Below are 22,376 nucleotides of genomic sequence, written 5' to 3' on the forward strand. Positions count from 1 at the left end.
GCTCTCACTTCCACGAATGGCCCCACCCACCGACGACACGTACGAACTGACTGTCACGCGGGAGTTCATCGCACAGCACTATCTCACCGTCCCGGACCCCGGCCCCGAAGGCGAGATCAACAGCCACCACTTCACGGTCGAACTCCGGTTCGCAGGCCCGGAACTCGGCGCCTACGGGTACCTGGTCGACATCGACGCCGTCGAGGCCATCCTCGACGACCTCGAAGACCGGTACGGGGACGCGCTTCTCAACGACCTCCCCGAGTTCGAAGGCCTGAACCCGAGCATCGAGCACTTCGCGCGCCTGTTTGGCGACCGCGTCGCGGCGGCACTCGACGATCCCACGCCAACGAGTCTGACTGTGCGGATCTGGGAAGACGACGTCTCGTGGGCGAGTCACAGCCGCGTTCTCGAGGAATGACGCACGCGCTTCCCCGGTATCTCGAATCGAAGCGGTCCGTCGATGAGCGGGCACTATCTCGGTATGTCCGCGACCGGTTACTGGACGCGCTTCCTGCGGAGCCGCGGATCCTCGAAGCCGGGTGTGGGACGGGCGTCACCGTCCCACGCCTGCTCTCGTGGGGGCTCGACTCCGGCCGGTATCGCGGCGTCGACAGCGACGAGTGCATCGTCGCCTTCGCCCGTCGGGTCCGCCCGGCCGCGCTCCAGCGGGCGGGCTATGAGACTGTCACTGGCCCGTCACCGGTGTCGTCGGTGTCCGAGCGCGACGAGATGACCGCCGCGGCCGACTTCACCGTCTCGGATCTCGCCGTCTCCTTCGAGACCGGCGACGCGCTCGACGCACTCGACAGCGCGTCGGATCTGGACCTCGTCATCGCCCAGGCGTTCGCCGACCTGGTTCCACTACCGCGTCTCGTCTCAGCCGTCGAGTCGGCGCTCAGCCCGGGGGGACTCGCCTACCTCCCGATCACGTTCGACGGCGGCACGATCTTCCAGCCGGACCATCCCGCCGACGACGCGGTCGAACGCGCGTACCACGCCGCGATCGACGAGCGATCCGGACGTGATGTCCGGGCCGGTCGCCACCTCGCGGATCTGCTCCGCCGACGGGACGGTGACCTGCTCGCGATCGAAAGCTCCGACTGGATCGTTCGCCCCGTCGACGCCGTGTACCCGGCCGACGAGCGGTACTTCCTTTCGCGGATCCTCCGGTTCGTCGAGGAGACGATCTGTGATTCGGACCAGACCGTGCCCGCCCTCGACGTCTGGCTCGACGCGCGGCGCGACCAGCTCGCGGCTGGAGAGTTGATCTACGTCGCCCACCAGTACGACTTGCTCTATCGCGCCCCATAGAGCGGGACTCCCTGCGGAGGGGCGCCCACCGCGGACCGATACGTTCACGTCGCTCTCTCGGGAATTCGTTCGGACGCTATGGCACTGTTCGGTCTCCTCCCTCACACGCCGGTCGTGGATGTCTTCGTCGTCTTCGTCGCGACTGGGCTCATCTGGATGGGTAGCGGCTGGCTCGAGGGGTCGGCTGAGCAGCTCTCGATGTACTACGGGCTTCCGGCGGTCGTTCAGGGATCGATCGTCGTCGCTGTCGGATCGAGCTTCCCCGAACTTTCGAGCGTCGTCTTCGCTGCCCTTTCGGGCGTTTTCGATATCGGTGTCGGCGCAATCGTCGGCTCTGCGATCTTCAACATCCTTGCGATCCCTGCTTTTTCGGCGCTCGTGTCGGACGAACCGCTCGAAACGAACCGGACGCTCGTCTACAAGGAAGCGCAGTTCTATATGATCGCCGTGTCGGTGCTCGTGGTCACGTTCGCATTCGCTGTTATCTACGCTCCCGTTCCCGATGGCCCGCCGCTCCTCGGACGGATCACGAGACCGCTCGCGATGCTCCCGCTGCTCCTGTACGGCCTGTACCTGTTCATCCAGTGGCAAGACGTCAACGACCACGATGCCGAACGTCTCACGGATGACATTCAGATCGAACGACAGTGGCTCACGCTGGTCGCCGGTCTCGCCGTCATCCTCGTCGCCGTCGAACAGTTAGTCGGTAGCGTCGAGTCGTTATCGACCACGTTCGGGATTCCGGAACTGCTCGCCGGGGTGACGATCGTCGCTGCGGCGACCAGCCTGCCGGACCTCCTCGTGAGTGTTCGCGCCGCCCGCAGGGGGAAGAGCGTCACGAGCCTCGCGAACGTATTAGGTTCGAACACGTTCGATCTGCTCGTTGCGATCCCGCTCGGAGTGCTCATCGCAGGCAGCGTCGTCATCGATTTCGCGACGGCCGTCCCGATGATGGGCGTTCTCACACTCGCAACCGTGCTGCTCTTTGCGGCCCTTCGAACTGACCTCTCGCTGACGAAATACGAAGCGTACGCGCTGATCGTCAGTTATCTGTTGTTCGTCGCTTGGATCATTGCAGAGGTGCTTGGGGTGACTGGCGCTCTCCGCTGAAGCTGCTTCCCAACACCTCGTGCTATAGCCCTTGACGCTGGACTGCGGAGATGCCCCATCCGCATTCGCTCTTTCGGGCGAGTGGTTTTCCTTATGACTTCTTCCAGTTCGGGTCCGCGCCGTCGGACATCTGCTCGCAGAACTGTCGGAGGAACGTCTTCTGGTCCGTTTGGCCGGCGCCGGCCGCCACGAGTGTCTCCTCCAGTCCGTCGCGGTTCTGGTGACAGCACTTGCGGTGGCAGGGCTTACAGAGGTACTCGAACTCTTTTCCCTTACGGCTCCAGCGGTCCCCGTGTTTATCGTACTCCCGTGCGTCGTCACGCGCGACTGTCTCGCCGCACGCGATGCAGGTCACCTGTTGGTCGGTGCCGTCTTTCCCTACCGTCGGAGCAGTTAGCATTACCGGTCCACCTCCCCCATAATGGTATCGAGGCTGCCGAGCGTCGCGACGAGGTCGGCGACGTACTCGCCCTCCGCCATTGCTGGCAGTGCTGACAGGTTCGAGAACGACGGGCCGCGGATCTTGAACCGTGCAGGGGTTTCCGTGCCGTCGGCGCGGATATAGATTCCCAGTTCGCCCTTGGCGCCTTCGACGGCCCGGTAACACTCGCCAGATGGTTTTAGCGTCCGCGGCACGTTGGCCTGACAGATCCGATCGGCTTTCGGCCAGCTCTCGAGAAGGTCGAGACACTGTTCAACGATTGCGGCGGATTCCTCGATCTCTTGCAGTCGGACGAGTACCCGAGAGAAGTTGTCGCAGCCGTCCTCGGTGACGACGTTCCACTCAAGCTGGTCGTAGTACCCGTATGGATCGTCTCGCCGAAGGTCGTACTCAATACCGGAGCCGCGAGCGACTGGCCCAGTCACCCCGTACTGCTTTGCCACCTCCGGTGGCAACTCACCGGTGTCGACACAGCGGATCTGGAAGATCTCATTGCTGGTCAGGAGGTCGTGATACTCCGCAAGCTTCCGCGGGAGTCCGTTGGTGAAGGCGCGTACGTCCTCAAAGAACTTCGCGCGGGGCTTGGGGAGATCCCAGGCGACACCGCCGACCCGGAAGTAATTGAACATCATCCGCTGGCCTGTCAGGTCCTCTAGGAGGTCTTGGACGACGTCTCGATCCCGGAAGCCATACATAAATGTAGCGTTGAACTCACCGCTGACATCCAACGCATACATAGCGGTGAAGAGCAAATGAGAGAGGATCCGCGACAATTCGGCGCTCATCGTTCGGATGACCTGTGCGTACTCCGGGACGTTGATGTCGGCTAAGTCTTCGATGACGCGAGCGTAGGCCCATTCGTTGAGCAAGCCCGCACCTCCCCAATCCCAGCGGTCGGGGTAGGGCATAATCTGGTGACGGTAGGTGCCCTGTTGGCACATTTGTTCTTCGCACCGGTGGATATACCCGATATCTGGCTCGACCTCGGCGACTGTCTCTCCGTCGAGCCTCGCCTCTAAATGCAACACCCCGTGAGTGGAGGGATGATGTGGCCCGATGTTGATATGCATCGTTTCCGCCGCTCCGTCCTCGCGATGATCCTCCTGCAACGGGTTAACGTGCTCCCGCAGCGTCACGATCTGTGATTGGGTCTGATCGTACTCCATCGACAATGGGTGGCCCTGCCACGTCTCCGGCAGGAGAATCCGTCGCAGGTCTGGGTGATCTGCATACTCGATTCCGACGAGGTCGTAGGCCTCCCGCTCGTGCCACTCTGCTGTGCGGTAGACCGGCGCGGCCGACTCGCTGACCGGATTATCTTTCGGAGCAGGGACCACGACTGCCAGCTCGCGGGTCCTGTCGTCGTAGCTCGTGAGGTGATAAATCGTCTCGAAGCGGTCTTCGTACTCTTGAGCGGTCACGCACGAACAGTGGTCGAACCCCGCCGCAGAGCGAAGTGTCGAAAGGACCGCCTGGACGCGGTCGGCCCGGATCACGATCGCAGATATGTTCTCGTGCGATTCACGGCTGACGACGGCGTCGTCGGGGAGAACAGTGACCGCTGTGTCTCCGACCGAGTCGGCGGTCACGCGCTGTTGTTGCTGCATCGTTCACGGACGTCAGTTTTCGGTGTAGGACGGTAGGCACTCTGCCTCATCTGTGTGGCCATATAAGTACGCCACCGAGGCTCCGCCCGCAAACGCCGATCTCTAGAGCGGCCGTCGGTGCTCAACCCGCGCGGTTATCCGGCGGCCCTGCCGGTGGGTCGTGGTCGAGGTACTGTGATCCAGCGTCCGCACTCTACAGTTGACATCCTCCTCCGGCTAGAGTGGTCTGCGCTAGTTGTAAATATCCAATAGCCGAGCCAACGGACGGCGAGTGAAGCAGTGCCGTAACCCCGTTTCAACCCGAGGCGATTCACGGGGCGGTGTGAGTGAAGATTTAGGTATCCGTTCTCGAACGCAGCATATGCGCTATCTCACGGTGTTAGTCAAACCGGATGATGGCGGTGCCTTCCATCCGCTTGGAGACGAACTGACAGCTGAACCGTCTATCAAGCGGCAGGCCATTCATCGCGTCGATCTTCTCGCTGATGACACCGTGTTGCTGCTGGCCGAGGCAAGCGGCAGTCAAGAGCGTTACGAGGAAATCATGGCGGCGTCCCCATACGTGATTAATTATCTTACCGCCGGCGACAACCGCTGGATGGCGGTGAGCCAATTTGAACCGACCGACGAGATTCGTCGGGCACTGGAACTCCAACGCGAGTCGTTCGTGCTGATGGACACGCCGATACGCTTCACGCCCGAAGACTACCTGAAGATCACGTACCTCGGAACCGAGAAGACATTCAGAACTCTGTCCGACTACGCTGCTGAAATGGACTCAATCACGTTCGAAATCCTCAGTATGGGAACGTATGAGGCGGACGGGTCCTCGCTCAGTAGGGTGCTCACCTCCCGGCAAGAAGAAGTGCTTGAGGCAGCCGTAGAGCTGGGATATTACTCTGCACCCCGGCAGGCGTCACTTGCAGACGTCGGTGAGGCCGTCGAGATCTCTCCCGGAACGGTCGGTGAACACCTCCGGAAAGTCGAAGAGCGTGTGTTCGGCGAACTTGTCTCGCGTTAGTGTCTCATTCCCGAGCTGGGCTGTGAGCGTCGCCCCTAGCGCTTCGCTGCTCCTCACTGAACGTTCCCTCGATGAACGGGTCGATGCTACTCTCGATGGCCCGAGAGAGGATCTTCGCCATCGCGGTGTCGGCCGACCAGATCGCGGTCTCTTCACCTTCTGAATCGAGTGGCCTCGCCGAGAGCAACACGACGCGGTCGTCGACGATGAGGACTCGGCCGGAATGATCGACGGGACGCTCGATCGCCTTCGCGACACTGACCTCGTCGATCTCGGTGAATTGCTCTCTCACGGCCGCACTCTCGCTGATGACGCGGACCGAGACGGTGACGGCCTGCGACTCGAGGGTCGCCGGGAGCTCCGTCGGGACCAGTGCAGGCGATGGAGCAGCGAAGAGTACCGTCTCGGTCGCCTGACGGGCAAGTTGACGACGCGGTTGTGGACCGGATCGCGGCCGTGGGTGATCCACACGTCACCGCGCATTTCGCCGTCGACCTGTGTCCCGCGCTGGGCTTTCAGGAACGAGAAGGCACGGTCGGATTCGCGTTTCAGCCGCTCGGCGAACTGCCTCCGTGCGGTGTCTAGGCTCACCGATCGGTAGCGCTTCGGCGTCGACTTCTGTATTTCGACCAGGCCGAAGTCAGCCAGTTCTTCGGCTGCGCCATACACCTGTGAGCGCGGCACATCCGTCTCCTCGTGGATCTGTTTCGCCGTGCCGACGTTGAGGGACTGAAGCGCGACGAATACCTGCGCCGCGTAGTTCGATAACCCAAGTCGTTCGAGCGACTCGACCGCCTCGTGCTCGGAGATGTCAGTGTCGACCGCCGTGCTCATACTGTTCCTCCCGCGCCCTCGGTCCCGTCGAGCGGTTCATCTGCGGTGGTCGCAGTTCTGTCGTCGGTTCGGGCCCCAAGCGCCGTGTTGGGATCGTCGTTGACGATGTAGTCCCAGACCGCGAGCGCCGACGGTAAGATGAGCAGCGAGGCGAGGAACGAGTAGATGATCGAAATCGCCGTCAGCACGCCGAACTGACCGAGCACTGCGAGCACCGCGAGGACAAGGACGCCGATACCGAACGACGTCGTCGCCATACTGCCGAGAAGTGCTCCACCGGTTCCGACGACGGTGCGCTCGAGCGCCTCGAACAACGGCCGTTCGCGGCGCTCGTCGATGAAGCGATGGACGACGTGCACCGAGTAGTCGATCCCCAGACCGATCGTCAGCGAGAGGATCGTCGCGGTGAACGAGTTGAACGAGATCCCGAGCACTCGCATCGTCCCGGCAACGGCTGCGACCGCGACGACGATTGGAACGAGATTCGCGACCCCAAGCGACGGCAACCCCTCCAGGATCCAGTAGACGAAGACGAGGAAGACGACAGTCGCACCGAGCGCAATCGAGAGGCTAGTGATCGCGGACTCGAATATCAGGTCCGAGACCTGCTGGAACACGATGGTGTTGCCTGTCGCGGTCGCGTCATATCGGAACCGCTTTGCGACCTCTCGGGCGGCCGCGGTGGCCTCCCTATCGGAGGCGTCAGCGGTCGTTGAGTAGACGATGCGGGCGCTCCGGTGGTCGCCGGCGAGATACTGCGAAGCCCGATCGCCGACCGGCGACTGTTCGAGTTCGCGGTAGATCGTCGCGAGGTTATCGTCGGGCACGCCGTTGTCGTTGCGGTCGTTCCGCTCGACCAGCGCGGCGAACTCGGGATTCTGGTCCGCGTAGTCTTGGATGATCGTCACGATACTCGTCGACTCCGGGCGGCGGTCAGTTGCGCTGACGAACTCCTCTGGTGGGTTCTTTCCTGCGCGGTAGATGCGCTCGAGGGCGGCGTCGTTCTCCAATCGCCCTTCGATATATATCGTTACCGACCCCCCCTGTGACCGCGTAAACTCGTCCTCAAGGAAATTCAGCGTCGCAACGACGCTGTACTCGCTGGGCGCGAACGGTTCGGGGAGTGACTTCAGGAACGGAGAGGCCTCTTCCGGCGGCAAGAAGTCCTCCTGGGAGAAGGAGGTGTCGACGCCGGTTGCGAAGCCTGCCGCGCCTGCGCTGAATATCAAGCCGGCGACGAGGACGATGACCGGAGCCTTCCGCGCGAACAGGACGCCGACAGAGAGCACCTGTCCCAGACTCGAGCCTTCCTCGCCGAGGGGCTTCTGGCTGAAGGTTGGCACTGGCCAACTGTCGCGGTTCCGATCGAGCCACACTTTCGCTGCCGGCAGGAAGATACCGAAGATGAGGAAGGTGAAGATAATGCCGCCGCCCGCGACGAGACCGAAGTCACGGATTGGCGGAAGTGCAGAGACCAGATTCGAGAGGAAGCCGATAACCGTCGTGCCGGTGACGATGAAGAACGCGACCAGCAACTGATCGGTCGCGACAGTCATCGCTTCCTCGACGTCTAATCCGGTTGCGCGGTCCTCCCGGTAGCGGTTGATCGCGTGAATTCCGAAGTCGATCCCGACCGCCAGAAGCAGCGGCGGGACCGAGATCATAATATTGTTGAACGGGATCCCCGCCAGACCGAGGAAACCAAAAGTCCAGATCACCGCCATCAGGAGCGAAATTACCCCGAGGAAGAGATCCAGCAGGTCGCGGTAGGCGACAATCAGGAATCCGACGATGAGAATCACGGCTGCCGGCGTGACGATCAACAGTGAGTCGAAGATGACCGTGCTGAACTCGTCGGCGATCGTCCCGCTGCCGAAGACTGTAATGTCTGCCGACAGTTCGGCGTCGATGATCCGCTGGGCCTGATTCTGGATCGACGTCATCGGGCTTTCGCCGGACTGGCCAGTGCTGTCACCCACGTCCTGTGGCAGATCGTGCGTGACGACTCCGATTGTCGCCGAGGCCGACGCCGCCTTTCGATTGAAATCGTTGCTCAGCGTGCCAGTGAATTCCGGGTTGTCTGCATTGTCACGGATGGCCCGCCGAATTTCGGTCGGCGTCGCGTGCTCGAGCACCGAGATCTGCTCGTCAAGCGTCGTCGCCGACGGGTCGATGGTCTGTGCAATCGTGGCCGCGGCGGAGGACGTCTCTGAGACGTGCATATCGTCACGCTCTTCGAGTGCCGCCTGGGATCGCAGCATCGCAAGCAACGACTGCTTCGAGAGGACGTTCGTGCTCCGCTGGACGAGCTGGGTGCTTCCCGGTTCGGGCCCGAACACGGGGATGAACTCATTTTCGATGCGATCGAGCGCATTCGCGGCGGGAATGTCCTCGGCGAACTGTTGTGTCCCCGACTCCGTCGAGATGCTTCCCAGCCCAGCGCTGAAGACCAGCGTCACGACGAGGAACACCAGCATTACTTTTTTCGGGCGGTTGACAATGTTGTAATCCGCCCAGTCGATGAAGCGCTGGAAGTCGACTACCATTGGTCACCCCCGTCGGCGGTAGTAGAGGACCCCGCCGGCGACGACGAGCACGATCAAGACACCGGCGATCGGAACGATCGGCGGTCCACCGCCGGAGCTACTCACCACCTCGACGGGAACCTGATACGTATCGGAGATGATCGTATCGCCGTCCTCGTCGTCGTACTGGAAGTCCATCTTCACCGGGTACGTTTTCGCCGTCGCGTCGCCGTCGGCGCTGAGCTGGAAGACCATCGTCTCGGTCTCACCGGGTTCGAGGCGACCGATGAACGCCTCGTCGTCGGACGACGACAGCGGCGAGTCCATATAGATCTTCGCGGAGACATCCGAGACCGCATAGTCGCGGGTGTTCGTCACCGTCACCTCGAACTCGCCGCCGGAGCCCGCGCCGAACGTCCCGTTGACCGGTTCGACGTCGAACTCGGGCGACTGCTCGCTGATCACCACTCGTTTGGGGACTGCCTCGGCCTGCCGCGCGGTGTCGTCCCGATCGCGGTAGCTAACGCCAAAATCGAACTGCTGCGGCACTGCGGAGGCACTACTCGCGACTTCGACCTCGAACGAGAACGCCGCTGACTCGCCCGGGTCGAGCGAGCCGACAGCGACGGAGTCCTCGACCGGCGTGATCGTCGGACCGGGATCCTGTAACGTCACGACCGCGTTGTCGGCGGGCATCGGGCCCGTGTTAGTGATCGTCCCCGTGACGGCCCCCTCCTCGCTGACACGAAGAGAACTGTTGAGGTTCGAGATCTCAAAGGTCATCTCGGAGTGCGCGCGAAGCGGCACAGTCAGCGAGGGGGTCGATCCGGTGGTACCGTCGGACTTCTCGAAGTCGATCTGCGACGAGAGCGCATAGCTCCCCGCAGAAGCACTGTCCCGAAGTCCGATGTCGAACTCGAACGTACAGTTCTCGTTGCGCTCCCAGACGTCGACGAACTGCGTGCTCGACTTGTTGGAGCCGACTGAGACGTCGGGTGCCGACGACGAGAGTGTCAGCTCTGAGTCGTAGGCAGCGTCGTCGCCGACGTTCTTGACCGTCACCTCGAGCGTTCCCTGTCCGCTCACGGTGGCCGTAGAAGCGGTGTCGACGACGTCGAACCGGGGACCGGACTCGACACGAACTGGAAGGTAAATCGTGGTCTCCCGCTCGACGTCATTGCCCGCGCCGTTATCATACTCATAAGAGAGGCGGAGCGGAATCCGGTAGGTACCGCTGTTGACGTTCGAGGGCACGTTCAGCTTCAACGAGAGTTCGGCGGGCGTCCCGTCCGGCAACTGTTCGACGTATAATTGTTCAGTCTCGACCTCAACCGGACCAGCATCTCGCGGTCGGATGTGGACGTTATGTGCCGCGCGCGTGCCGTCTTCGGCACCCTCGCCGTCGTTCACCAACTGGAAGGAGAGTTCGTTCACGCCGCCGGGCTGGAGAGACGGGTCCGGCGTAACCGTCTGTATATTTGGGTTCGACGTCAACGCGACCGCGGGAACTGCGCTCCCGAGAAGCGATGCGACTATCAGGGCGGTGCAAAGCTTCCTTTTCATAGCTGTGATGCCACGCCGTGTTGTGGTTGGATGGAGGGTTTCCACTCCCGTGTGACGTGGCTATCGTTTAAACGTCTGAATGCTAGTATATAAGATATTATAATTCTCTACAGACAGTATTCGCTCTGTGGTCTCCATCAGTGGAACAGAGTCAGAACCCGTTGTGTCGGCTCCCCGGTCCTGTTCGGAGTCCACCCAGCGCGCTCGATAGATACAACGCTTGTTTGAGCATTGTATGCTTTTTTCGTGATCCTACAGCTATTACCAACCAGGATGACCCATCAGTCACACTATCCGGCACTCATTGGTCTGATTGATATCGGACTCGCTGGGCTTCTCCTTCTGATCGTCCCGCCCCTGGGGGTGCTGATGGCTATCGCCGGGGTCCTCGTCGTCGGGACGTGTCTCTTCCGGCAGCTAGAGCACTCCCCTCCAGCACCGCAATCTGGGGCGGTGCGCGACGTATAGGCGAATCTCTATCCGATCTCGCTTGGCCGACTCCAGTAGCGTTGAAGGTGTCATAGATGGTTCACCACGGCGATTTATTTCACGATTCTACAACTGGATCAGCCGTGAGAACCTGCGCGCAAACATACCAATATGTGTACTCTGGACGCTCCGTGACCGATCCTTCACCCAGTGATAAACTGCCAGGGTGGTGGGATTACCCCGACCACGGTCAATACGACAGCAGGTAACCAGTAAGCAATGATAAATCAAATCTCCAAATCGTCCTGTGACCACAGACACGCTCCGATGATAATGAACGGGAGGTCGAGGATAGACCAGACAGCGACGATCCGCTGGGTGTCACTGACCATACCGGACAGTGGAAAACAGGCCGAATGTAAACTTACCCACATCATCTCGGTCGCTATCTCGGTCACGGTATTGATATTGGGGACAACCCGTGGGGATTCTCGGCCTAGTGCGAACCAATAGTGATTTGTAATTGGAACTAACGATTGGGGAATGTGTCTTTTCGGCAGGATGACCGGGGTGTAAGCTCGCTGATCGGGAGTATCCTCCTGTTTGGATTTATTATAATATTGATGTCCATTTGGCAGGCACAGGTAGTTCCCCAACAGAATGAGCAAACAGAATACTCGCACTATACAGAGGCTCAGGGAGATCTCACACAACTCCGCTCGGATTACATTGATGCGGCAACGTCCGGCACATCGCGCTCGGCCACGGTAGATCTGGGGGCCACGTATTCACCGCGAGTGTTCTTCGTCAACCCGCCACCCTCACCTGGGCGGCTCAGTACACAGACACTCTCGGACGGTGAGATCACGGCAACTGGCTTTGATGTTGCGAACGTCTGTGGACTCGACTCGTCTGTGACTACGCGGGCAGTACACTTTGAGACAGATTATCACCGACTGAAAAATTCGGAAGCACCGCCGTTCACGTACGAAAACACGGTCTTGTACCGTACTGCTCCCAGCGGTGCTGTCATCTTCGAGAGCGAACAGATGATTGTTCACGGTTCGACGATTACTCTCCGCCCGCTCACTGACGAGTACTCTGAATCAGGCGTCGAAACAGCGGCCATCGACTTTATGGGTGCTAGTGCCGGGACCACAACGGTGGATGGTGCGATTTCGATAACGATCCCGACGCGACTCTCTGACGAGCAATGGGAAGAATTACTCAGCGACGAACCGAACTTCGATACCGCAAATCAAGTCGGTCCACAGCGGGTGCAGTTAAATCTCAACGACGCGTCGTGGGATGTCAACTGTGCTGCTGTCGGAACTGAACGAACGCCTGATGCAGATCCACCTACTGATGGAGGAGATGACGGAGGAGTCGGCGGTGGCGGTGGGGACACCACTGGGCCACTGGTCACGGCAGTTAATACGAGCTCTCAGTCGGTTCCTTTAGGACAATCATTCAACCTCACAGCGACCATCACTGATAGGGGCCGCGGCGGAAGCGATGTTATCACTGCTGAGTGGTACTCCAACCGTTCGGTACCGAATGGAGCCGCAGGAACCGGATACGCGATGACTGCAACAGACGGTCAATTCGACCAGTCGCTTGAAGACGTTGAGAACACGACTATCAATACGTCTGGCTGGACGACGGGATGGCACACGCTCTCGGTCCGTGGTAGAGACGCAAACCTGACGTGGGGGCCAGCCAGCACGACCGTTATTAACATCACAAATCCGTTGCTTCGCCTCACGGGAACGCCGACTGCTATCGATGGGGACGACCCTGGAGATACTCCTGGTGGGGTGCAATTCTCTCTCACGAACACACACGATGATGAAGTGACCATCACGAGTCTGACTATCGACCCAGCGAATTCCAGTATCAACGAACTCGACGATAAGGTTGGGAGAGGTAATAACGACCCCCAAGAGGTAGAGATCTACGCGGCGTCGCCAAATAATCCTGATAGCTACTCAGACTGGGCCACTAGCGAGGTGTTTGCGGATTACGAGGCACTCGCAATTGATGACGATGTCACTGTTGACGTTGGTGAAGGAGGAGACAACCGAAATAGTGGCACCCTCCCCAGGGTTGACAGCGGTAATGATATCACGTTCTACTTATTTGAATTCTATGCGTCAGATGATCCAACAGACTACGAGACCAATGAGAATCTGAATATGTCCGGTGAAACAGTCACGATCACGGTTGAATACACAGTCAACGGAAATTCAAAAACAGCCACGATACCAATTACTGCAGCTTAAGAGAACTACCACATCTTCCGGGCTCGGGTGTCCGGTGATCCGACCGCGAACCTAAAGCTCCCGCCGATCGAGATTTCTCCGTGTTTCCGCGGAAGCGGATGTCAAGGCCAATAATTAATACTACAACAGGACTGCACGTTAGCCAAAATGACAGTCGCCGATGCTGCACAGGGGATGTTACTCGGTCTTGCGTGCGGGGACGCACTTGGACGGCCCGTTGAGTTCACGAAAAATCCGATAGATGCCGGCGAACACGGGCAGATCACGACGATGCTCGGGCACGGCACGCACGGCCAGCCCGCGGGAACGGTCACTGATGACACCGATCAAGCGCTGTGCATCGCGCGGAGCCTCCGTGCCCGAGATGCATTCGACCCTGCTGATATCGCTGCGCGCTTCGTTGAGTGGTACCAAGACGGTCCGTTCGACATTGGACTGATGACTGTTGACGCGCTTCGGCAGCTCAAAACCGGCGCGCCGTGGGGCGAGGCAGGACGGCGCGTTTGGGAGCACCGTGCCGAAGGTCAAAACGCCGGAAACGGAAGCGTGATGCGCTGTGCCCCGCTCTCCGTCGCGTACGCGAGTGACACGACGTCGTTGATCAACGCAAGCAAGCAGTCCTCAGTGATCACTCACTACGACCCGCGGTGCCAGTATGGGTGTGCCGTGCTGAACTTGACACTCAAACACTTACTACACAGCACCGCCGACCCGCTCCAAACAGCGCTCGAACACGTCAATGGGGAGGCACCCGCAGAGTTGGTTAACGCGCTTGACCGCATCCCGAACGACATCACCCCGGCTGATCTCAGCACGAGCGGCTACGTCGTGACGACACTACAAACCGCGTTATACCACGGTTTAACCGCAGAATCCGCCCGAGAAGCAATCATCGATGCCGTGAATATGGGCGGCGATGCCGACACGATCGGCGCAATCACTGGCGCAGTCGCCGGCGCACGGTACGGCAGCGCCGACCTCCCCGACGAGTGGAGCAGCAATCTCCGCGGCATAACCGAGACAGAGCTTCGCAACTTAGCTGATCAGTTACACCACTGCACGTTTCCGCCTGTTGAACCACTCACCGAGTGACAGGTCAGTGCTGCATTCGGTCAACTGCCACGGGCCACCGCGCCCGTGGCTTGTCAGTAGACTCGGTGCGTCATACCGAGAGATTCTCAGCGTTCACGGATCGGCACCCCTGACTTCGGGGACCGGTTGACGGCAGCCCGTGAACCACCCAACCCTACTCGCTCACGGCTGACGCCGTTCGCTCCTTGAGGGTGGGGTAGTTCACTGTCCACCAGCAGGGTGGGTATCATCATCCTCGATTGGCTCATAGTCGGCATCCTTCCCGACTGGGGAAAACCCGGGCACGTAGCTGAACCGTTTGCCAGGCTCGGTGCGGAACATCAACGGGAGCGAGCCACGATCATTGCGTGCCCGGTACTGTGGCCGCCATTCTAACAGTTCCGTCGTCGGCTTGGCAACCTGTGGGGCCGGCAGCGCGGCCCGTTCGAGATCTTTCAGGTCAAGGACGCGCACTTCGAGTTCACGGGCGAGTTGCTCAGTTCGGGGTGTGAGCTCGGTTGTATGGCAGAGAATCGGCATCGCGCGGCAGGCAAACGCGACGGTACACAGCCGGAAGAGTGTTGCTGGCGTAATCGGATCGTCTGTCCAGTCTTTACACTGGCCAACGACCCAGTCGCTCGGCGCCTGCTGTTTCTCTTCTCGTGTGGCAACAACATCAACCTCCATACTGAAGAGCTGTTGGCGCCTATCCACCCGGTATCCCCATCGGCGGAGCGCTCGCTGGAGTTGATACTCGAGCCACCGCCCATCACCAGGCCCACGACCGCCGACGTGTGGGTCGATGTCGCCACGGCTGATCGTGTCCATCTCGGCGAGCACCGGACTCGTTGTCGCTACCGCTGGCAGGATGTCCCGTAGCGCCGTCACGTACTCAAGGGCGCGGATGAACCTCGCGTCGTGGGTGTCATCGGAGTAGTACGCTGCCGACCGCTCCGTTCGGCGTGAGTCGATGAGCCAGCACAGCCGCCGTTCGAGGTGGGTAAGTACCTCGCCGTAGTCGGCCCCCGATTCCAGCGTCTGGATGTCCACTGCGTCATCGTCTCGGTCCGACTCGGGGAGGATCCGTTCGGCCTCCGCGATCGGCTGGCGCGCCAGAAACAGGAGCCGGCGGCCGAACATCCGTTGGTCGGTACTAAGCGAGTGGTCTGCCTGGAGGGTTGCACGGACTGATTCCAGCGTCTCCGTGAGCGCGTCGAGGTAGCCATCGTACTCGTCTTGCGGGATGGACTCATTCGGAATCATTGGTGAGTGGGCTTGGGGTGAAGTGCTGTCGAGTGAGAGCGGTCTCAGAGAGCGGCTGGACGGTTGGTTGGCCCTGCTGCTGGCAGTGATGGTAGAGTTCCTCTGTGTCGGTGACTGTGAACCACCGGTGGCTGTCGGCTTCTCGGTACCGTAGCTCGTCGTCGACGGCCGCGAGGACACCCTGTTCGGTCGTCGCTGTCGCCGCAAACACGAGGACTGCTGGATCCGGATTCGTCCAGCTGCCACGAATCCAGTCGAGCAGCGTATCGATCGACGGCGGATCGACGGGGTCTGGATAGCGTGGTTCCGCCGGGGCGCTGATGGCGACGTCGGCGACAGTGTCACGACTGCAGACGCGCCAGCCATCACCAGTCCACTCAAGTTCACGACGGGTCCAGGAGTCGCCGTCGCTGCCGGGATCCAGGACGAGCCGCCGGGGTGGTGTCTGTGGTGGATCCCACTGGAGGACACACGACCCTGTCGACGGGCGTGTCCTGTCGGCTGTTCGATGGTGGTGGGCGAACAGTGCTGCGTCGATCTGTGACCGCGCGCGCCGTAACGTGGCGAGCGGATCGGCTGCCGGTGTGGTCGCTGTCTCGTCAGGGGTGGCAGCCGCCTCTAACTGTCGGTGGATGCGGGCGTCGAGATCCCGAAGCGTCGCGAGTGCGCGCTGGTAGCTATCTGTCATACGATCGCCTCCAAGTGTAGCTTGTAGCCGGTCGTCCGGTCGGCCCACGCGTCGCGTGTCTCGCTGCGTTGGGCTTCGAGCCCCGTGCCCGTGCCGAGGCTTCGCCCCTCGGTCGGCTCACGAGGCAGGGTGGTAGCGGGTGCTCGGTGGTTCGCGTCGTCAGTCATTCGTGTTTCCTCCATTGTGTGTGCGTGTTGGTGTGGCCGCGGTCGGTGCTGCGTCGGGTGTTGGGTGCATCTTGTCTCGGAGTGTTTCGTGTTGTGTGCTGGTTTCGCGGTGCGGATCGGTGCGAGTCGGTGCGAGCTTACAGGCGTTGTAAGCCGAAGCGACGGTCGCCCTGTCTGCCGTGGTGGCGCCAGTGGGCCAGACGAGGCCGGCCCCACAGCTAACCAAGAGGCAAACAGCGGCGGGCGGAGGCGGTCGGGCGAGCGGACGGGGCGTGGTGGCGGCGGCAGCACATCGAAGCGCGCCCACAGCCCCGCGTTCCTGAGGCGTGTGCTTACGCCCCCGGAGGTGGGGGCGCTTACAACACCTGTAAGCGCTACTTGGAGCATCCCGTGCTTTCGCCTCTGGGCTCGACGGCGATCTGTAACCGCCAGACGCCGTCGGGATTCTTTCGGACAGCGACGTCACGTGGTGAATCGGCTGCCCACGAGCTGATCTTCTCGAAGACGCGTTTGATCTGGGTCGTCTGCAGGTGTTCGTCCCGCGTCAGTGCGAATTTCTCGCGGGCCTGTGGCGCTGTGAGTTGTGCGTAGGTGCCCTGCTGGGTCGTTACCTTCCGAGCCCAGTCTGTGAGATCCGTGATGATGCGTTCGGCGCGTTCGGCCGTCGCCGAGACGTGCGATTCGACGGCGGCGACGCCCTGGGCCTTGACCGTAGCAATCTTGTCGTCGCCAGGGATTGCATCTACGAGTTCAACGCCAGTTTCCGTGGCGAGATGCGTCAGTTGACGGCGCAGTTTCGCAAGGTGGTGTTTGAGATCCGCGTGGTCGGTGGCGTGTCTGTCACGTAAGGCCTGGAGTGCGTCCGTTGGGCTGGTGTCCGTCTCAGTCCCGGGTTGAGATTCGGATTCAGATTCGGATTCGAGAAGGGCGCCGTGGGCGGCGTAGCACGCATCAATGTCGTCAGGTTCGGCGTTCGCGTCGCCAGTCACCAGCGTGACGAGCGGTTCGACGCGTGCAGACTGGTAGGCAACGGATTTGAATAGCGGCCGCCCGTCGACCCACAGATCGGCCAGCGTCTCGCCTTCGCCTTTGAACTCGAAGGTGGGGCGTGACTGCAGTTCGGTTTCGAGGTCCTCAACGTGGGTCTGAAGATCGTCCCGTTCGCGTTCGAGGTGTTGGACGCGGGATTGGAGGGCTTCACGGTCCGCCTCGAGATCGGTGACTTGCTCCTGGAGGGCGTCGCGTTCGGCTTCCAGAGTGGCCACTCGCTCCTGGAGGCGGTCGGTCTGGGCTTCGAGTGCGGCCAGCCGTTCGTCGATCGTGCGCTCGTCAGTGTGTGAGGTCGTCGTACGGTCGCTCGCTGTGGCGGTCGCCTCGACGTCACCCACCGAGTGCGGCGCTGTCGCAGACTCAGACATTGGTGCTCACCGCCGTCGGCGTGTCGCTGTTTGGGCCTGTGTCCAGCGGACAGGTGGTCTGGGCCGTTCTGCCACACGTACAGGCGCCGTGTGTGCTCGAACTGCCCCACGCGTCAGTGCTGGCGGTTTCACTCATCGGTCAACTCCTCTCCGGGATGGCAGCTTGGAGCGCCGATCGTCTCGGGGTCGGCGTTGCGCACGCCCTGCGCGTTGTCGTCGGGAGCGACAGCGTTCGTTTCGGGTGCGTGTCCGTGAGCGTCCAGCAGTTGCATCGCCTCACGGATCGTCGCTCGCGCTTGCGTGTCGCGACCGGCATACGAGTGGGTGATCGCTTGGGTAAGCTGCTGGCGGGCGCGGGTAAGTGGATCAGTGCCGCCATCAGTGCGGAGCTCATCAGCGTCGAGGTCGGTGACGCTGCGGACGTCTTCGCGGGCGAGTTTCGCGGCCAGCGAGTGTGTTGGGTCAGTCGGAATGTCGGTGTAGGGATCACACCGCTCACAGAGGGTTGCTTTCGCTGGGAGCTCGCCACGCGTGGCGGGCTGCCAGTCGGTATCGGACCGTCCGGCACAGCTGCAGCGTGGTTTCGGCGTCTCCGTGTCAGACGCGCGGAGGTGGTAGATTCGCTCGGTGCCGGGTCGATCGAAGTAGGCACTGGTGACGACTGGCGTGTCGGCAGTGATCGTGAGCTGTGCGTCCTCGTTCGTGACCGTCTGTTTTTTGACGGCTGGGGGTGACCGTTTCATTGTCGTAGGGAATGCGACCCCACAAGCGTCGGCCGAGGCTCCAGCTCGGTCGGCGCGTTTTCGTGGGCGCGCCGAATCCGCTCGTAGCGTCGCATATCTCCAAGGATATGCGCCCTCCCACTTAGTTGTTCGGCAACAACTTTTCCGGGGCCAAAGAACCGACATCGGCACTAACACTAATTGGTGGCTGTGAGAAAGGCCTATGAGCGAAGGAATGGTCCGCGAGAACGATTTGAAATATCTACGAGCGATGTTGCTCAACAAAGATCCGGTAGTTACTGCACCTGAACTCGCGGACGCTGTTGGCGTCACTCAGCAGGCGGCACATAAGAAGCTACAGGGGCTCAAAGAACGTGGCTTAGTACGGTCGAAGGAAGCTGGCTCAAGTGCTGTAGTGTGGTGGGTGACAGAAGCCGGCCGCGATGCTTACGCGGAATCCGACACGTAATCCGGACAAGACTCGTCTGTCCACCAGACGACCGCGCTTGCTCCGACCTTCTTCCGCCGAATCTCTCCCTCCTTGTGAGCAGCCTGCAGCTTCTTATGGGCGGCTTGTTGCGTTATATCTAGTTCCTCCGCTACTTCTGGTGCTGTGAGTACTGGATCGGTGGTTCGTTTGAATACTCTGAGTAATTCTTTCCGTGCGCTGTTGGTCACTGTGCTCGCCACATCGCGACCCGCTTCTGTTCCCATACTGCCCAAATGATTGTTCCGCAACAAAGAATTTATGGTTCAGTAGTTGTTTTGGAACAACGAACGCAGACGTAGCTTGTTGGGTTATGTCACTTAGAATCACCCCGGTGTTGGCGCACCGGAGCTGGCCTGCGTTCAGGACTACCGATGTCCCAAACGAACCCATCGCCGACTAACGGCGACACGACTGAAGAACGTACCGACCACGAACGCATCACCGACGTCCGCGACCTCGACGCCGGCGACGGGATTCTCGTTGGCGATCACGTCAAGCCGATCGTCGTCGACGACCACGGGATTCGCCCCGTCCAGATCTTCCAAGGCGAGCCCACGCAACACGCGGTTGAAGCGTCCGGTGAGTGGGCGAACGCCGTTTCGGTCCTGCTCGTGAACCGTATCGATATGGGAACGGGGGAGCGCCGCGGCGACATCTCCGTGGACCTGGGCGCGCCCGAACCGGTCTGGAGGGTCTCAGAATGAGCGAGCGCGCCGCAGCTGATCGCGCAGTGTGGAAGTTCGAGGCCGACGTCGCCACGTTGCTACTAACGGATCCCGTGCGGAATGCGCGTCGCGAGCGACTACTGGAGGGGCGGCAATGAGCGCGCAGACACCCGCGCGGATCTACGGTGGCAGCTGTGCTGGCTGCGGGCGATTGCTGGTGCGTGGCCCGTCGGATCCCGAACTGTGCGTGCGGTGCCAGCAGGATCTGTGGGAGGTGCAGCGATGAGCGAGTCTCCGAAAGCCCAGGCTTTGATGCATCTCGCGCAGGCCGTGACGCGAGCGGAAAACGCGGACGCGCAGGCGCATATCGAGGCCGCTTTAGGAGAGATTGAGGAGCTGCCGTGGCCCGAGCAGATCGAGTGTCCCAACTGTGGGCGGCGGGGGCTGGTCGGACAGATTGCTGTGCACGAGTGCTAATGAGCCGTCTGAACGACTACTCGGCGACTAACAAGGCTGCCGCAAACCTCTACAACCCCTAGGAGAAAAAGATGGCCGATCCACCGATGGGAAGCTCGAGCCGTAACCCGACTCCACGCCGCGGTGAGACCGACAGTACAGGTCCGATCACGGATTCACCCTCGAAGCAAGTGATGCTCCACGCCGAGCGGAAGGACCCCGTGGCGATCTCCGAGGTTATCACTGGGACCGACGACACGACGATTCCAATCGCACTCACCGTCATCGAGCGCCGAGAGACGTACTTCGGGCCGGAACTCCTCTTGATGCGAGACGACGGGCCCAACTACAAGCTCACTGCTCCAGGGCCGGATTATTACCTCCTCCTCTGGAAAGCACAGACCGACGACGAAGGATTCTGTCACGGCTGGAAGCAGATCGCCGAAGTGAAAGCCGAGTTCGGCGACGACCTGCCATCCTACGATATCTGCCCGGAGTGCGACCAGCCGATCAAGTCAATCCAACACGAACGGGCGTCGCTCTTCGGGCAGTGCAACGGGCAGTGGGCCTAGGCCTCGTAGGCCTCTTGGACTGCTTCTAACGAGTCGACCTCGTTCGCCCCGATCCCGTCTTTGGAACGGAGCGTTTCCCGTGAATCACCACGCTGGAGGGCCGCTCGCAGTTCTTGGGTTGTCAACGACATCTGTTCGGCGTTGAACAGAGCCCGAATCTGGTACGGTGGCTCCTCTCGTTTCCGAAGTCGCCGTTTGATACGGTCGAGGTTGAGGGCCGTTTCCGACGGGAAATGGCGATCGATATCCGACAGCGTACATTTGTCATAAACGTACTCGCCGGTATCGAAGATATCGAACGTCGTAGGCTCCTCTCGCATTTGTTCTTGCATCTTTTCGATGGCTTCTGGGGATGCGGTGATTCCCTCGTGATTTTCACCGAGGATGTCGAATCCGTGGGCCACCGTGATAAAGTCCTGCGCCGTTTTCGAGGCCTTCGAATCGTGGTTCTTCTTTGGCTTGACGTTGACAGCGTAGGTGAGAACCCGGTCCTTGATCCCCTCCGCTCGAATTTCCCCTAGGAACGGTTGCAGGAACTCCTCGACCTGCCGATTCGCTGTGGGCGTTCGCCTGTTGAAGTTTGCACAGAACGCTCTGACATCTTCCTCTCGATATCGATTGAACAGTTCGTGGTTACACTCCCACGGCAGTCGAACTGGGAGTGTCCCCATCAGTGGCTGTTCGACACCGAGAGCGTCGGCTTCTTCGAGGAATTTCCTGACGTTCTGCTTGAGGTCCTCGAAGGCAAGTGTATCGACCGGGCCTTCATCTTGCTCGTCGTCGGTCGCTTGCTTGGCGAGTTTCGGCATCAACGGAACGGCGATGATGTCCGAGTACTCGTCTAGCCGTTCGACGAGCCATCGAAGATCCCCTCGGCGGAGTTCGTCAGCCCCAGTGTATTTGAGAATGACGACGTTGAGTTCGCCATCCTGTGCCTCCCGAAGCGCATCGGTGATGTTCTTCAGGAGGTTCTTGTTCAAGCCCCGACGGGCGTCTTGAATCTTCGAGGCGTCGAATTCCGTGTAGATTTCGTTGACGCCGCGCGCTCGTTCGACGACTTTGTCGTAGCGAGTGATCTTGTCGATCTCGACGGCTTTTGCGGGAGTATCGACTCGCTTCGAGCCGATCACGATACTCTTGTGCGCCATTGCACCGATATCACTGGTGCGGTGTGGAGTAACTCTCAGATTAGCCATCTAGTGGCTGTAAGTTTCGAGCCTGTTTCGACAGATTCGTTAGTGCCGTACCGAACCCAACACCTGCAGGCTCTGTACAGGTCTGTGAATTAGTTTCACTCCACCCACAGTTACTAAGACTCTTCCAGTCTACTACAGAGGTGTAGTTGAGTGCTGACTGGAGGCTGACACTGGGTGCAGTTTTGTCCCGACCGCGCCAACGGTCGGGCACCGATTCTGACAGATCGATAGTTTTCATTTCCTATCTTGGCTTACAATTTATTATCACGATTATTAAAGCCTCCGCGAGCAAGGTGGAAGTGAAAATTGGATCTAGTAGAGCTACAACCTTCGAAGGTGCAATATTCTCAGTCTTGAGTTTGCTTATATTCTTATTGGTATCGACATCCAGAGTAAACCAGAGTGATTGTCTACCATCCGTGTTCGGTTAAGGAGCGAAACCGACAGACGGTGCTGTCTTGATGAGATTATCTTCAGAAACCGCGTAGAGAGAGGTTGTGTTACCCGAACTCTCTCCAACACTCATAAGACGTCGGTTGAC

24 protein-coding genes are annotated in these 22,376 nt (G+C 60.4%); 11 read left to right on the forward strand and 13 right to left on the reverse strand.

Going from position 1 to position 22,376, the window contains the following annotated elements; all coding sequences use genetic code 11:
- Nucleotides 1-16: 16 nt before the first annotated feature.
- The 3 genes from D3D02_RS11675 (at nucleotide 17) to D3D02_RS11685 (ending at nucleotide 2,424) form a co-directional block, all read left to right on the forward strand.
- A complete protein-coding gene (locus tag D3D02_RS11675; protein WP_121570162.1) occupies nucleotides 17-421 on the forward strand; it encodes a 6-carboxytetrahydropterin synthase in 405 nt (134 codons plus the stop codon).
- Nucleotides 418-1,314 carry a class I SAM-dependent methyltransferase gene (locus tag D3D02_RS11680; RefSeq protein ID WP_121570163.1) on the forward strand — a complete coding sequence of 299 codons (897 nt, stop codon included), beginning with the start codon at nucleotides 418-420 and terminating at the stop codon, nucleotides 1,312-1,314. Before D3D02_RS11675 ends, D3D02_RS11680 begins: the two co-directional genes overlap by 4 nt.
- Nucleotides 1,315-1,392: 78 nt before the next feature.
- Entirely contained in the window at nucleotides 1,393-2,424 is a 1,032-nt protein-coding gene (locus D3D02_RS11685; protein ID WP_121570164.1) for a sodium:calcium antiporter, read from the forward strand.
- A 91-nt stretch (nucleotides 2,425-2,515) separates the two neighbouring features.
- Here D3D02_RS11685 and D3D02_RS11690 read toward each other — a convergent pair whose 3' ends face one another.
- Together D3D02_RS11690 and D3D02_RS11695 are read right to left on the reverse strand one after the other, a co-directional pair.
- Nucleotides 2,516-2,824 carry a hypothetical protein gene (locus D3D02_RS11690; protein ID WP_121570165.1) on the reverse strand — a complete coding sequence of 103 codons (309 nt, stop codon included), beginning with the start codon at nucleotides 2,822-2,824 and terminating at the stop codon, nucleotides 2,516-2,518.
- Complete coding sequence (locus D3D02_RS11695) at nucleotides 2,824-4,473, reverse strand: NADH-quinone oxidoreductase subunit D (RefSeq protein ID WP_121570166.1); 1,650 nt, start codon at nucleotides 4,471-4,473, stop codon at nucleotides 2,824-2,826. The genes D3D02_RS11690 and D3D02_RS11695 overlap by 1 nt, the downstream gene beginning before the upstream one ends.
- A 361-nt stretch (nucleotides 4,474-4,834) precedes the next feature.
- On the opposite strand from D3D02_RS11695, the gene D3D02_RS11700 reads away from it, so the two are divergent.
- A complete protein-coding gene (locus tag D3D02_RS11700) occupies nucleotides 4,835-5,494 on the forward strand; it encodes a helix-turn-helix domain-containing protein (protein WP_121570167.1) in 660 nt (219 codons plus the stop codon).
- A 4-nt stretch (nucleotides 5,495-5,498) separates the two neighbouring features.
- Here D3D02_RS11700 and D3D02_RS21185 read toward each other — a convergent pair whose 3' ends face one another.
- Genes D3D02_RS21185 through D3D02_RS11715 form a run of 4 tightly spaced genes read right to left on the reverse strand, consistent with a single transcriptional unit; the run spans nucleotide 5,499 to nucleotide 10,287 of the window.
- The gene (locus D3D02_RS21185) at nucleotides 5,499-5,786 is read right to left on the reverse strand and encodes a hypothetical protein (protein ID WP_233560641.1); all 288 of its coding nucleotides are present in this window, start codon (nucleotides 5,784-5,786) and stop codon (nucleotides 5,499-5,501) included.
- Complete coding sequence (locus tag D3D02_RS11705; protein WP_233560642.1) at nucleotides 5,783-6,328, reverse strand: TrmB family transcriptional regulator; 546 nt, start codon at nucleotides 6,326-6,328, stop codon at nucleotides 5,783-5,785. Before D3D02_RS11705 ends, D3D02_RS21185 begins: the two co-directional genes overlap by 4 nt.
- A complete protein-coding gene (locus D3D02_RS11710) occupies nucleotides 6,325-8,874 on the reverse strand; it encodes an RND family transporter (protein ID WP_121570168.1) in 2,550 nt (849 codons plus the stop codon). The genes D3D02_RS11705 and D3D02_RS11710 overlap by 4 nt, the downstream gene beginning before the upstream one ends.
- A gap of 3 nt (nucleotides 8,875-8,877) precedes the next feature.
- Entirely contained in the window at nucleotides 8,878-10,287 is a 1,410-nt protein-coding gene (locus D3D02_RS11715) for a COG1361 S-layer family protein (RefSeq protein WP_233560643.1), read from the reverse strand.
- A 1,355-nt stretch (nucleotides 10,288-11,642) separates the two neighbouring features.
- On the opposite strand from D3D02_RS11715, the gene D3D02_RS20305 reads away from it, so the two are divergent.
- Both D3D02_RS20305 and D3D02_RS11730 read left to right on the forward strand, forming a co-directional pair.
- Nucleotides 11,643-13,127 (forward strand): hypothetical protein, encoded by a 1,485-nt coding sequence (locus D3D02_RS20305; protein ID WP_147435607.1) that lies wholly within the window; start codon nucleotides 11,643-11,645, stop codon nucleotides 13,125-13,127.
- Between the two features lie 147 nt (nucleotides 13,128-13,274).
- Nucleotides 13,275-14,219, forward strand: coding sequence for an ADP-ribosylglycohydrolase family protein (locus D3D02_RS11730; RefSeq protein ID WP_121570172.1), 945 nt, complete (start codon nucleotides 13,275-13,277; stop codon nucleotides 14,217-14,219).
- 201 nt (nucleotides 14,220-14,420) lie between these two features.
- Here D3D02_RS11730 and D3D02_RS20940 read toward each other — a convergent pair whose 3' ends face one another.
- From D3D02_RS20940 to D3D02_RS11755, 5 genes are all read right to left on the reverse strand, one after another.
- Entirely contained in the window at nucleotides 14,421-15,461 is a 1,041-nt protein-coding gene (locus D3D02_RS20940; protein WP_199723071.1) for a hypothetical protein, read from the reverse strand.
- Nucleotides 15,448-16,149, reverse strand: a complete 702-nt coding sequence (locus D3D02_RS11740; protein ID WP_121570173.1) for a hypothetical protein — start codon at nucleotides 16,147-16,149, stop codon at nucleotides 15,448-15,450. Before D3D02_RS11740 ends, D3D02_RS20940 begins: the two co-directional genes overlap by 14 nt.
- Nucleotides 16,146-16,331 (reverse strand): hypothetical protein, encoded by a 186-nt coding sequence (locus D3D02_RS11745; protein WP_121570174.1) that lies wholly within the window; start codon nucleotides 16,329-16,331, stop codon nucleotides 16,146-16,148. Before D3D02_RS11745 ends, D3D02_RS11740 begins: the two co-directional genes overlap by 4 nt.
- Nucleotides 16,332-16,690: 359 nt before the next feature.
- Nucleotides 16,691-17,734, reverse strand: coding sequence for an IncA family protein (locus D3D02_RS11750; protein WP_121570175.1), 1,044 nt, complete (start codon nucleotides 17,732-17,734; stop codon nucleotides 16,691-16,693).
- A gap of 128 nt (nucleotides 17,735-17,862) precedes the next feature.
- Nucleotides 17,863-18,477, reverse strand: coding sequence for a hypothetical protein (locus D3D02_RS11755; RefSeq protein ID WP_121570176.1), 615 nt, complete (start codon nucleotides 18,475-18,477; stop codon nucleotides 17,863-17,865).
- 250 nt (nucleotides 18,478-18,727) lie between these two features.
- Here D3D02_RS11755 and D3D02_RS21635 point away from each other — a divergent pair, with 250 nt between their 5' ends.
- Nucleotides 18,728-18,925: a MarR family transcriptional regulator gene (locus D3D02_RS21635; RefSeq protein ID WP_394337725.1), complete on the forward strand. Its 198-nt coding sequence runs from the start codon at nucleotides 18,728-18,730 to the stop codon at nucleotides 18,923-18,925.
- On the opposite strand, the gene D3D02_RS11765 is transcribed toward D3D02_RS21635, so the two are convergent.
- Nucleotides 18,904-19,170, reverse strand: a complete 267-nt coding sequence (locus D3D02_RS11765; protein ID WP_121570178.1) for a helix-turn-helix transcriptional regulator — start codon at nucleotides 19,168-19,170, stop codon at nucleotides 18,904-18,906. The genes D3D02_RS21635 and D3D02_RS11765 overlap by 22 nt on opposite strands.
- Nucleotides 19,171-19,317: 147 nt before the next feature.
- On the opposite strand from D3D02_RS11765, the gene D3D02_RS11770 reads away from it, so the two are divergent.
- From D3D02_RS11770 to D3D02_RS11780, 4 genes are all read left to right on the forward strand, one after another.
- Nucleotides 19,318-19,650, forward strand: a complete 333-nt coding sequence (locus D3D02_RS11770; protein ID WP_121570179.1) for a hypothetical protein — start codon at nucleotides 19,318-19,320, stop codon at nucleotides 19,648-19,650.
- A complete protein-coding gene (locus D3D02_RS21510) occupies nucleotides 19,647-19,769 on the forward strand; it encodes a hypothetical protein (protein WP_255410160.1) in 123 nt (40 codons plus the stop codon). Before D3D02_RS11770 ends, D3D02_RS21510 begins: the two co-directional genes overlap by 4 nt.
- 124 nt (nucleotides 19,770-19,893) lie before the next feature.
- Nucleotides 19,894-20,088, forward strand: a complete 195-nt coding sequence (locus D3D02_RS11775) for a hypothetical protein (protein ID WP_121570195.1) — start codon at nucleotides 19,894-19,896, stop codon at nucleotides 20,086-20,088.
- Nucleotides 20,089-20,174: 86 nt separating this feature from the next.
- The gene (locus D3D02_RS11780) at nucleotides 20,175-20,639 is read left to right on the forward strand and encodes a hypothetical protein (protein ID WP_147435608.1); all 465 of its coding nucleotides are present in this window, start codon (nucleotides 20,175-20,177) and stop codon (nucleotides 20,637-20,639) included.
- Here the strand turns inward: D3D02_RS11780 and D3D02_RS11785 are convergent.
- The gene (locus D3D02_RS11785; RefSeq protein ID WP_121570181.1) at nucleotides 20,636-21,787 is read right to left on the reverse strand and encodes a hypothetical protein; all 1,152 of its coding nucleotides are present in this window, start codon (nucleotides 21,785-21,787) and stop codon (nucleotides 20,636-20,638) included. The genes D3D02_RS11780 and D3D02_RS11785 overlap by 4 nt on opposite strands.
- Between the last annotated feature and the right edge of the window lie 589 nt (nucleotides 21,788-22,376).

This window comes from Halobellus sp. Atlit-38R (assembly GCF_003665925.1).
GTDB classification, from domain to species: domain Archaea; phylum Halobacteriota; class Halobacteria; order Halobacteriales; family Haloferacaceae; genus Haloquadratum; species Haloquadratum inordinatus.

Coding starts and splice junctions, on each gene's coding strand:
- D3D02_RS11675 (WP_121570162.1), top strand. CDS start 17: ATGGCCCCACCCACCGACGACACGTACGAACTGACTGTCACGCGGGAG.
- D3D02_RS11680 (WP_121570163.1), top strand. CDS start 418: ATGACGCACGCGCTTCCCCGGTATCTCGAATCGAAGCGGTCCGTCGAT.
- D3D02_RS11685 (WP_121570164.1), top strand. CDS start 1,393: ATGGCACTGTTCGGTCTCCTCCCTCACACGCCGGTCGTGGATGTCTTC.
- D3D02_RS11690 (WP_121570165.1), bottom strand. CDS start 2,824: ATGCTAACTGCTCCGACGGTAGGGAAAGACGGCACCGACCAACAGGTG.
- D3D02_RS11695 (WP_121570166.1), bottom strand. CDS start 4,473: ATGCAGCAACAACAGCGCGTGACCGCCGACTCGGTCGGAGACACAGCG.
- D3D02_RS11700 (WP_121570167.1), top strand. CDS start 4,835: ATGCGCTATCTCACGGTGTTAGTCAAACCGGATGATGGCGGTGCCTTC.
- D3D02_RS11705 (WP_233560642.1), bottom strand. CDS start 6,328: ATGAGCACGGCGGTCGACACTGACATCTCCGAGCACGAGGCGGTCGAG.
- D3D02_RS11710 (WP_121570168.1), bottom strand. CDS start 8,874: ATGGTAGTCGACTTCCAGCGCTTCATCGACTGGGCGGATTACAACATT.
- D3D02_RS11730 (WP_121570172.1), top strand. CDS start 13,275: ATGACAGTCGCCGATGCTGCACAGGGGATGTTACTCGGTCTTGCGTGC.
- D3D02_RS20940 (WP_199723071.1), bottom strand. CDS start 15,461: ATGATTCCGAATGAGTCCATCCCGCAAGACGAGTACGATGGCTACCTC.
- D3D02_RS11740 (WP_121570173.1), bottom strand. CDS start 16,149: ATGACAGATAGCTACCAGCGCGCACTCGCGACGCTTCGGGATCTCGAC.
- D3D02_RS11745 (WP_121570174.1), bottom strand. CDS start 16,331: ATGGAGGAAACACGAATGACTGACGACGCGAACCACCGAGCACCCGCT.
- D3D02_RS11750 (WP_121570175.1), bottom strand. CDS start 17,734: ATGTCTGAGTCTGCGACAGCGCCGCACTCGGTGGGTGACGTCGAGGCG.
- D3D02_RS11755 (WP_121570176.1), bottom strand. CDS start 18,477: ATGAAACGGTCACCCCCAGCCGTCAAAAAACAGACGGTCACGAACGAG.
- D3D02_RS21635 (WP_394337725.1), top strand. CDS start 18,728: ATGTTGCTCAACAAAGATCCGGTAGTTACTGCACCTGAACTCGCGGAC.
- D3D02_RS11765 (WP_121570178.1), bottom strand. CDS start 19,170: ATGGGAACAGAAGCGGGTCGCGATGTGGCGAGCACAGTGACCAACAGC.
- D3D02_RS11770 (WP_121570179.1), top strand. CDS start 19,318: ATGTCCCAAACGAACCCATCGCCGACTAACGGCGACACGACTGAAGAA.
- D3D02_RS21510 (WP_255410160.1), top strand. CDS start 19,647: ATGAGCGAGCGCGCCGCAGCTGATCGCGCAGTGTGGAAGTTCGAGGCC.
- D3D02_RS11775 (WP_121570195.1), top strand. CDS start 19,894: ATGAGCGAGTCTCCGAAAGCCCAGGCTTTGATGCATCTCGCGCAGGCC.
- D3D02_RS11780 (WP_147435608.1), top strand. CDS start 20,175: ATGGGAAGCTCGAGCCGTAACCCGACTCCACGCCGCGGTGAGACCGAC.
- D3D02_RS11785 (WP_121570181.1), bottom strand. CDS start 21,787: ATGGCGCACAAGAGTATCGTGATCGGCTCGAAGCGAGTCGATACTCCC.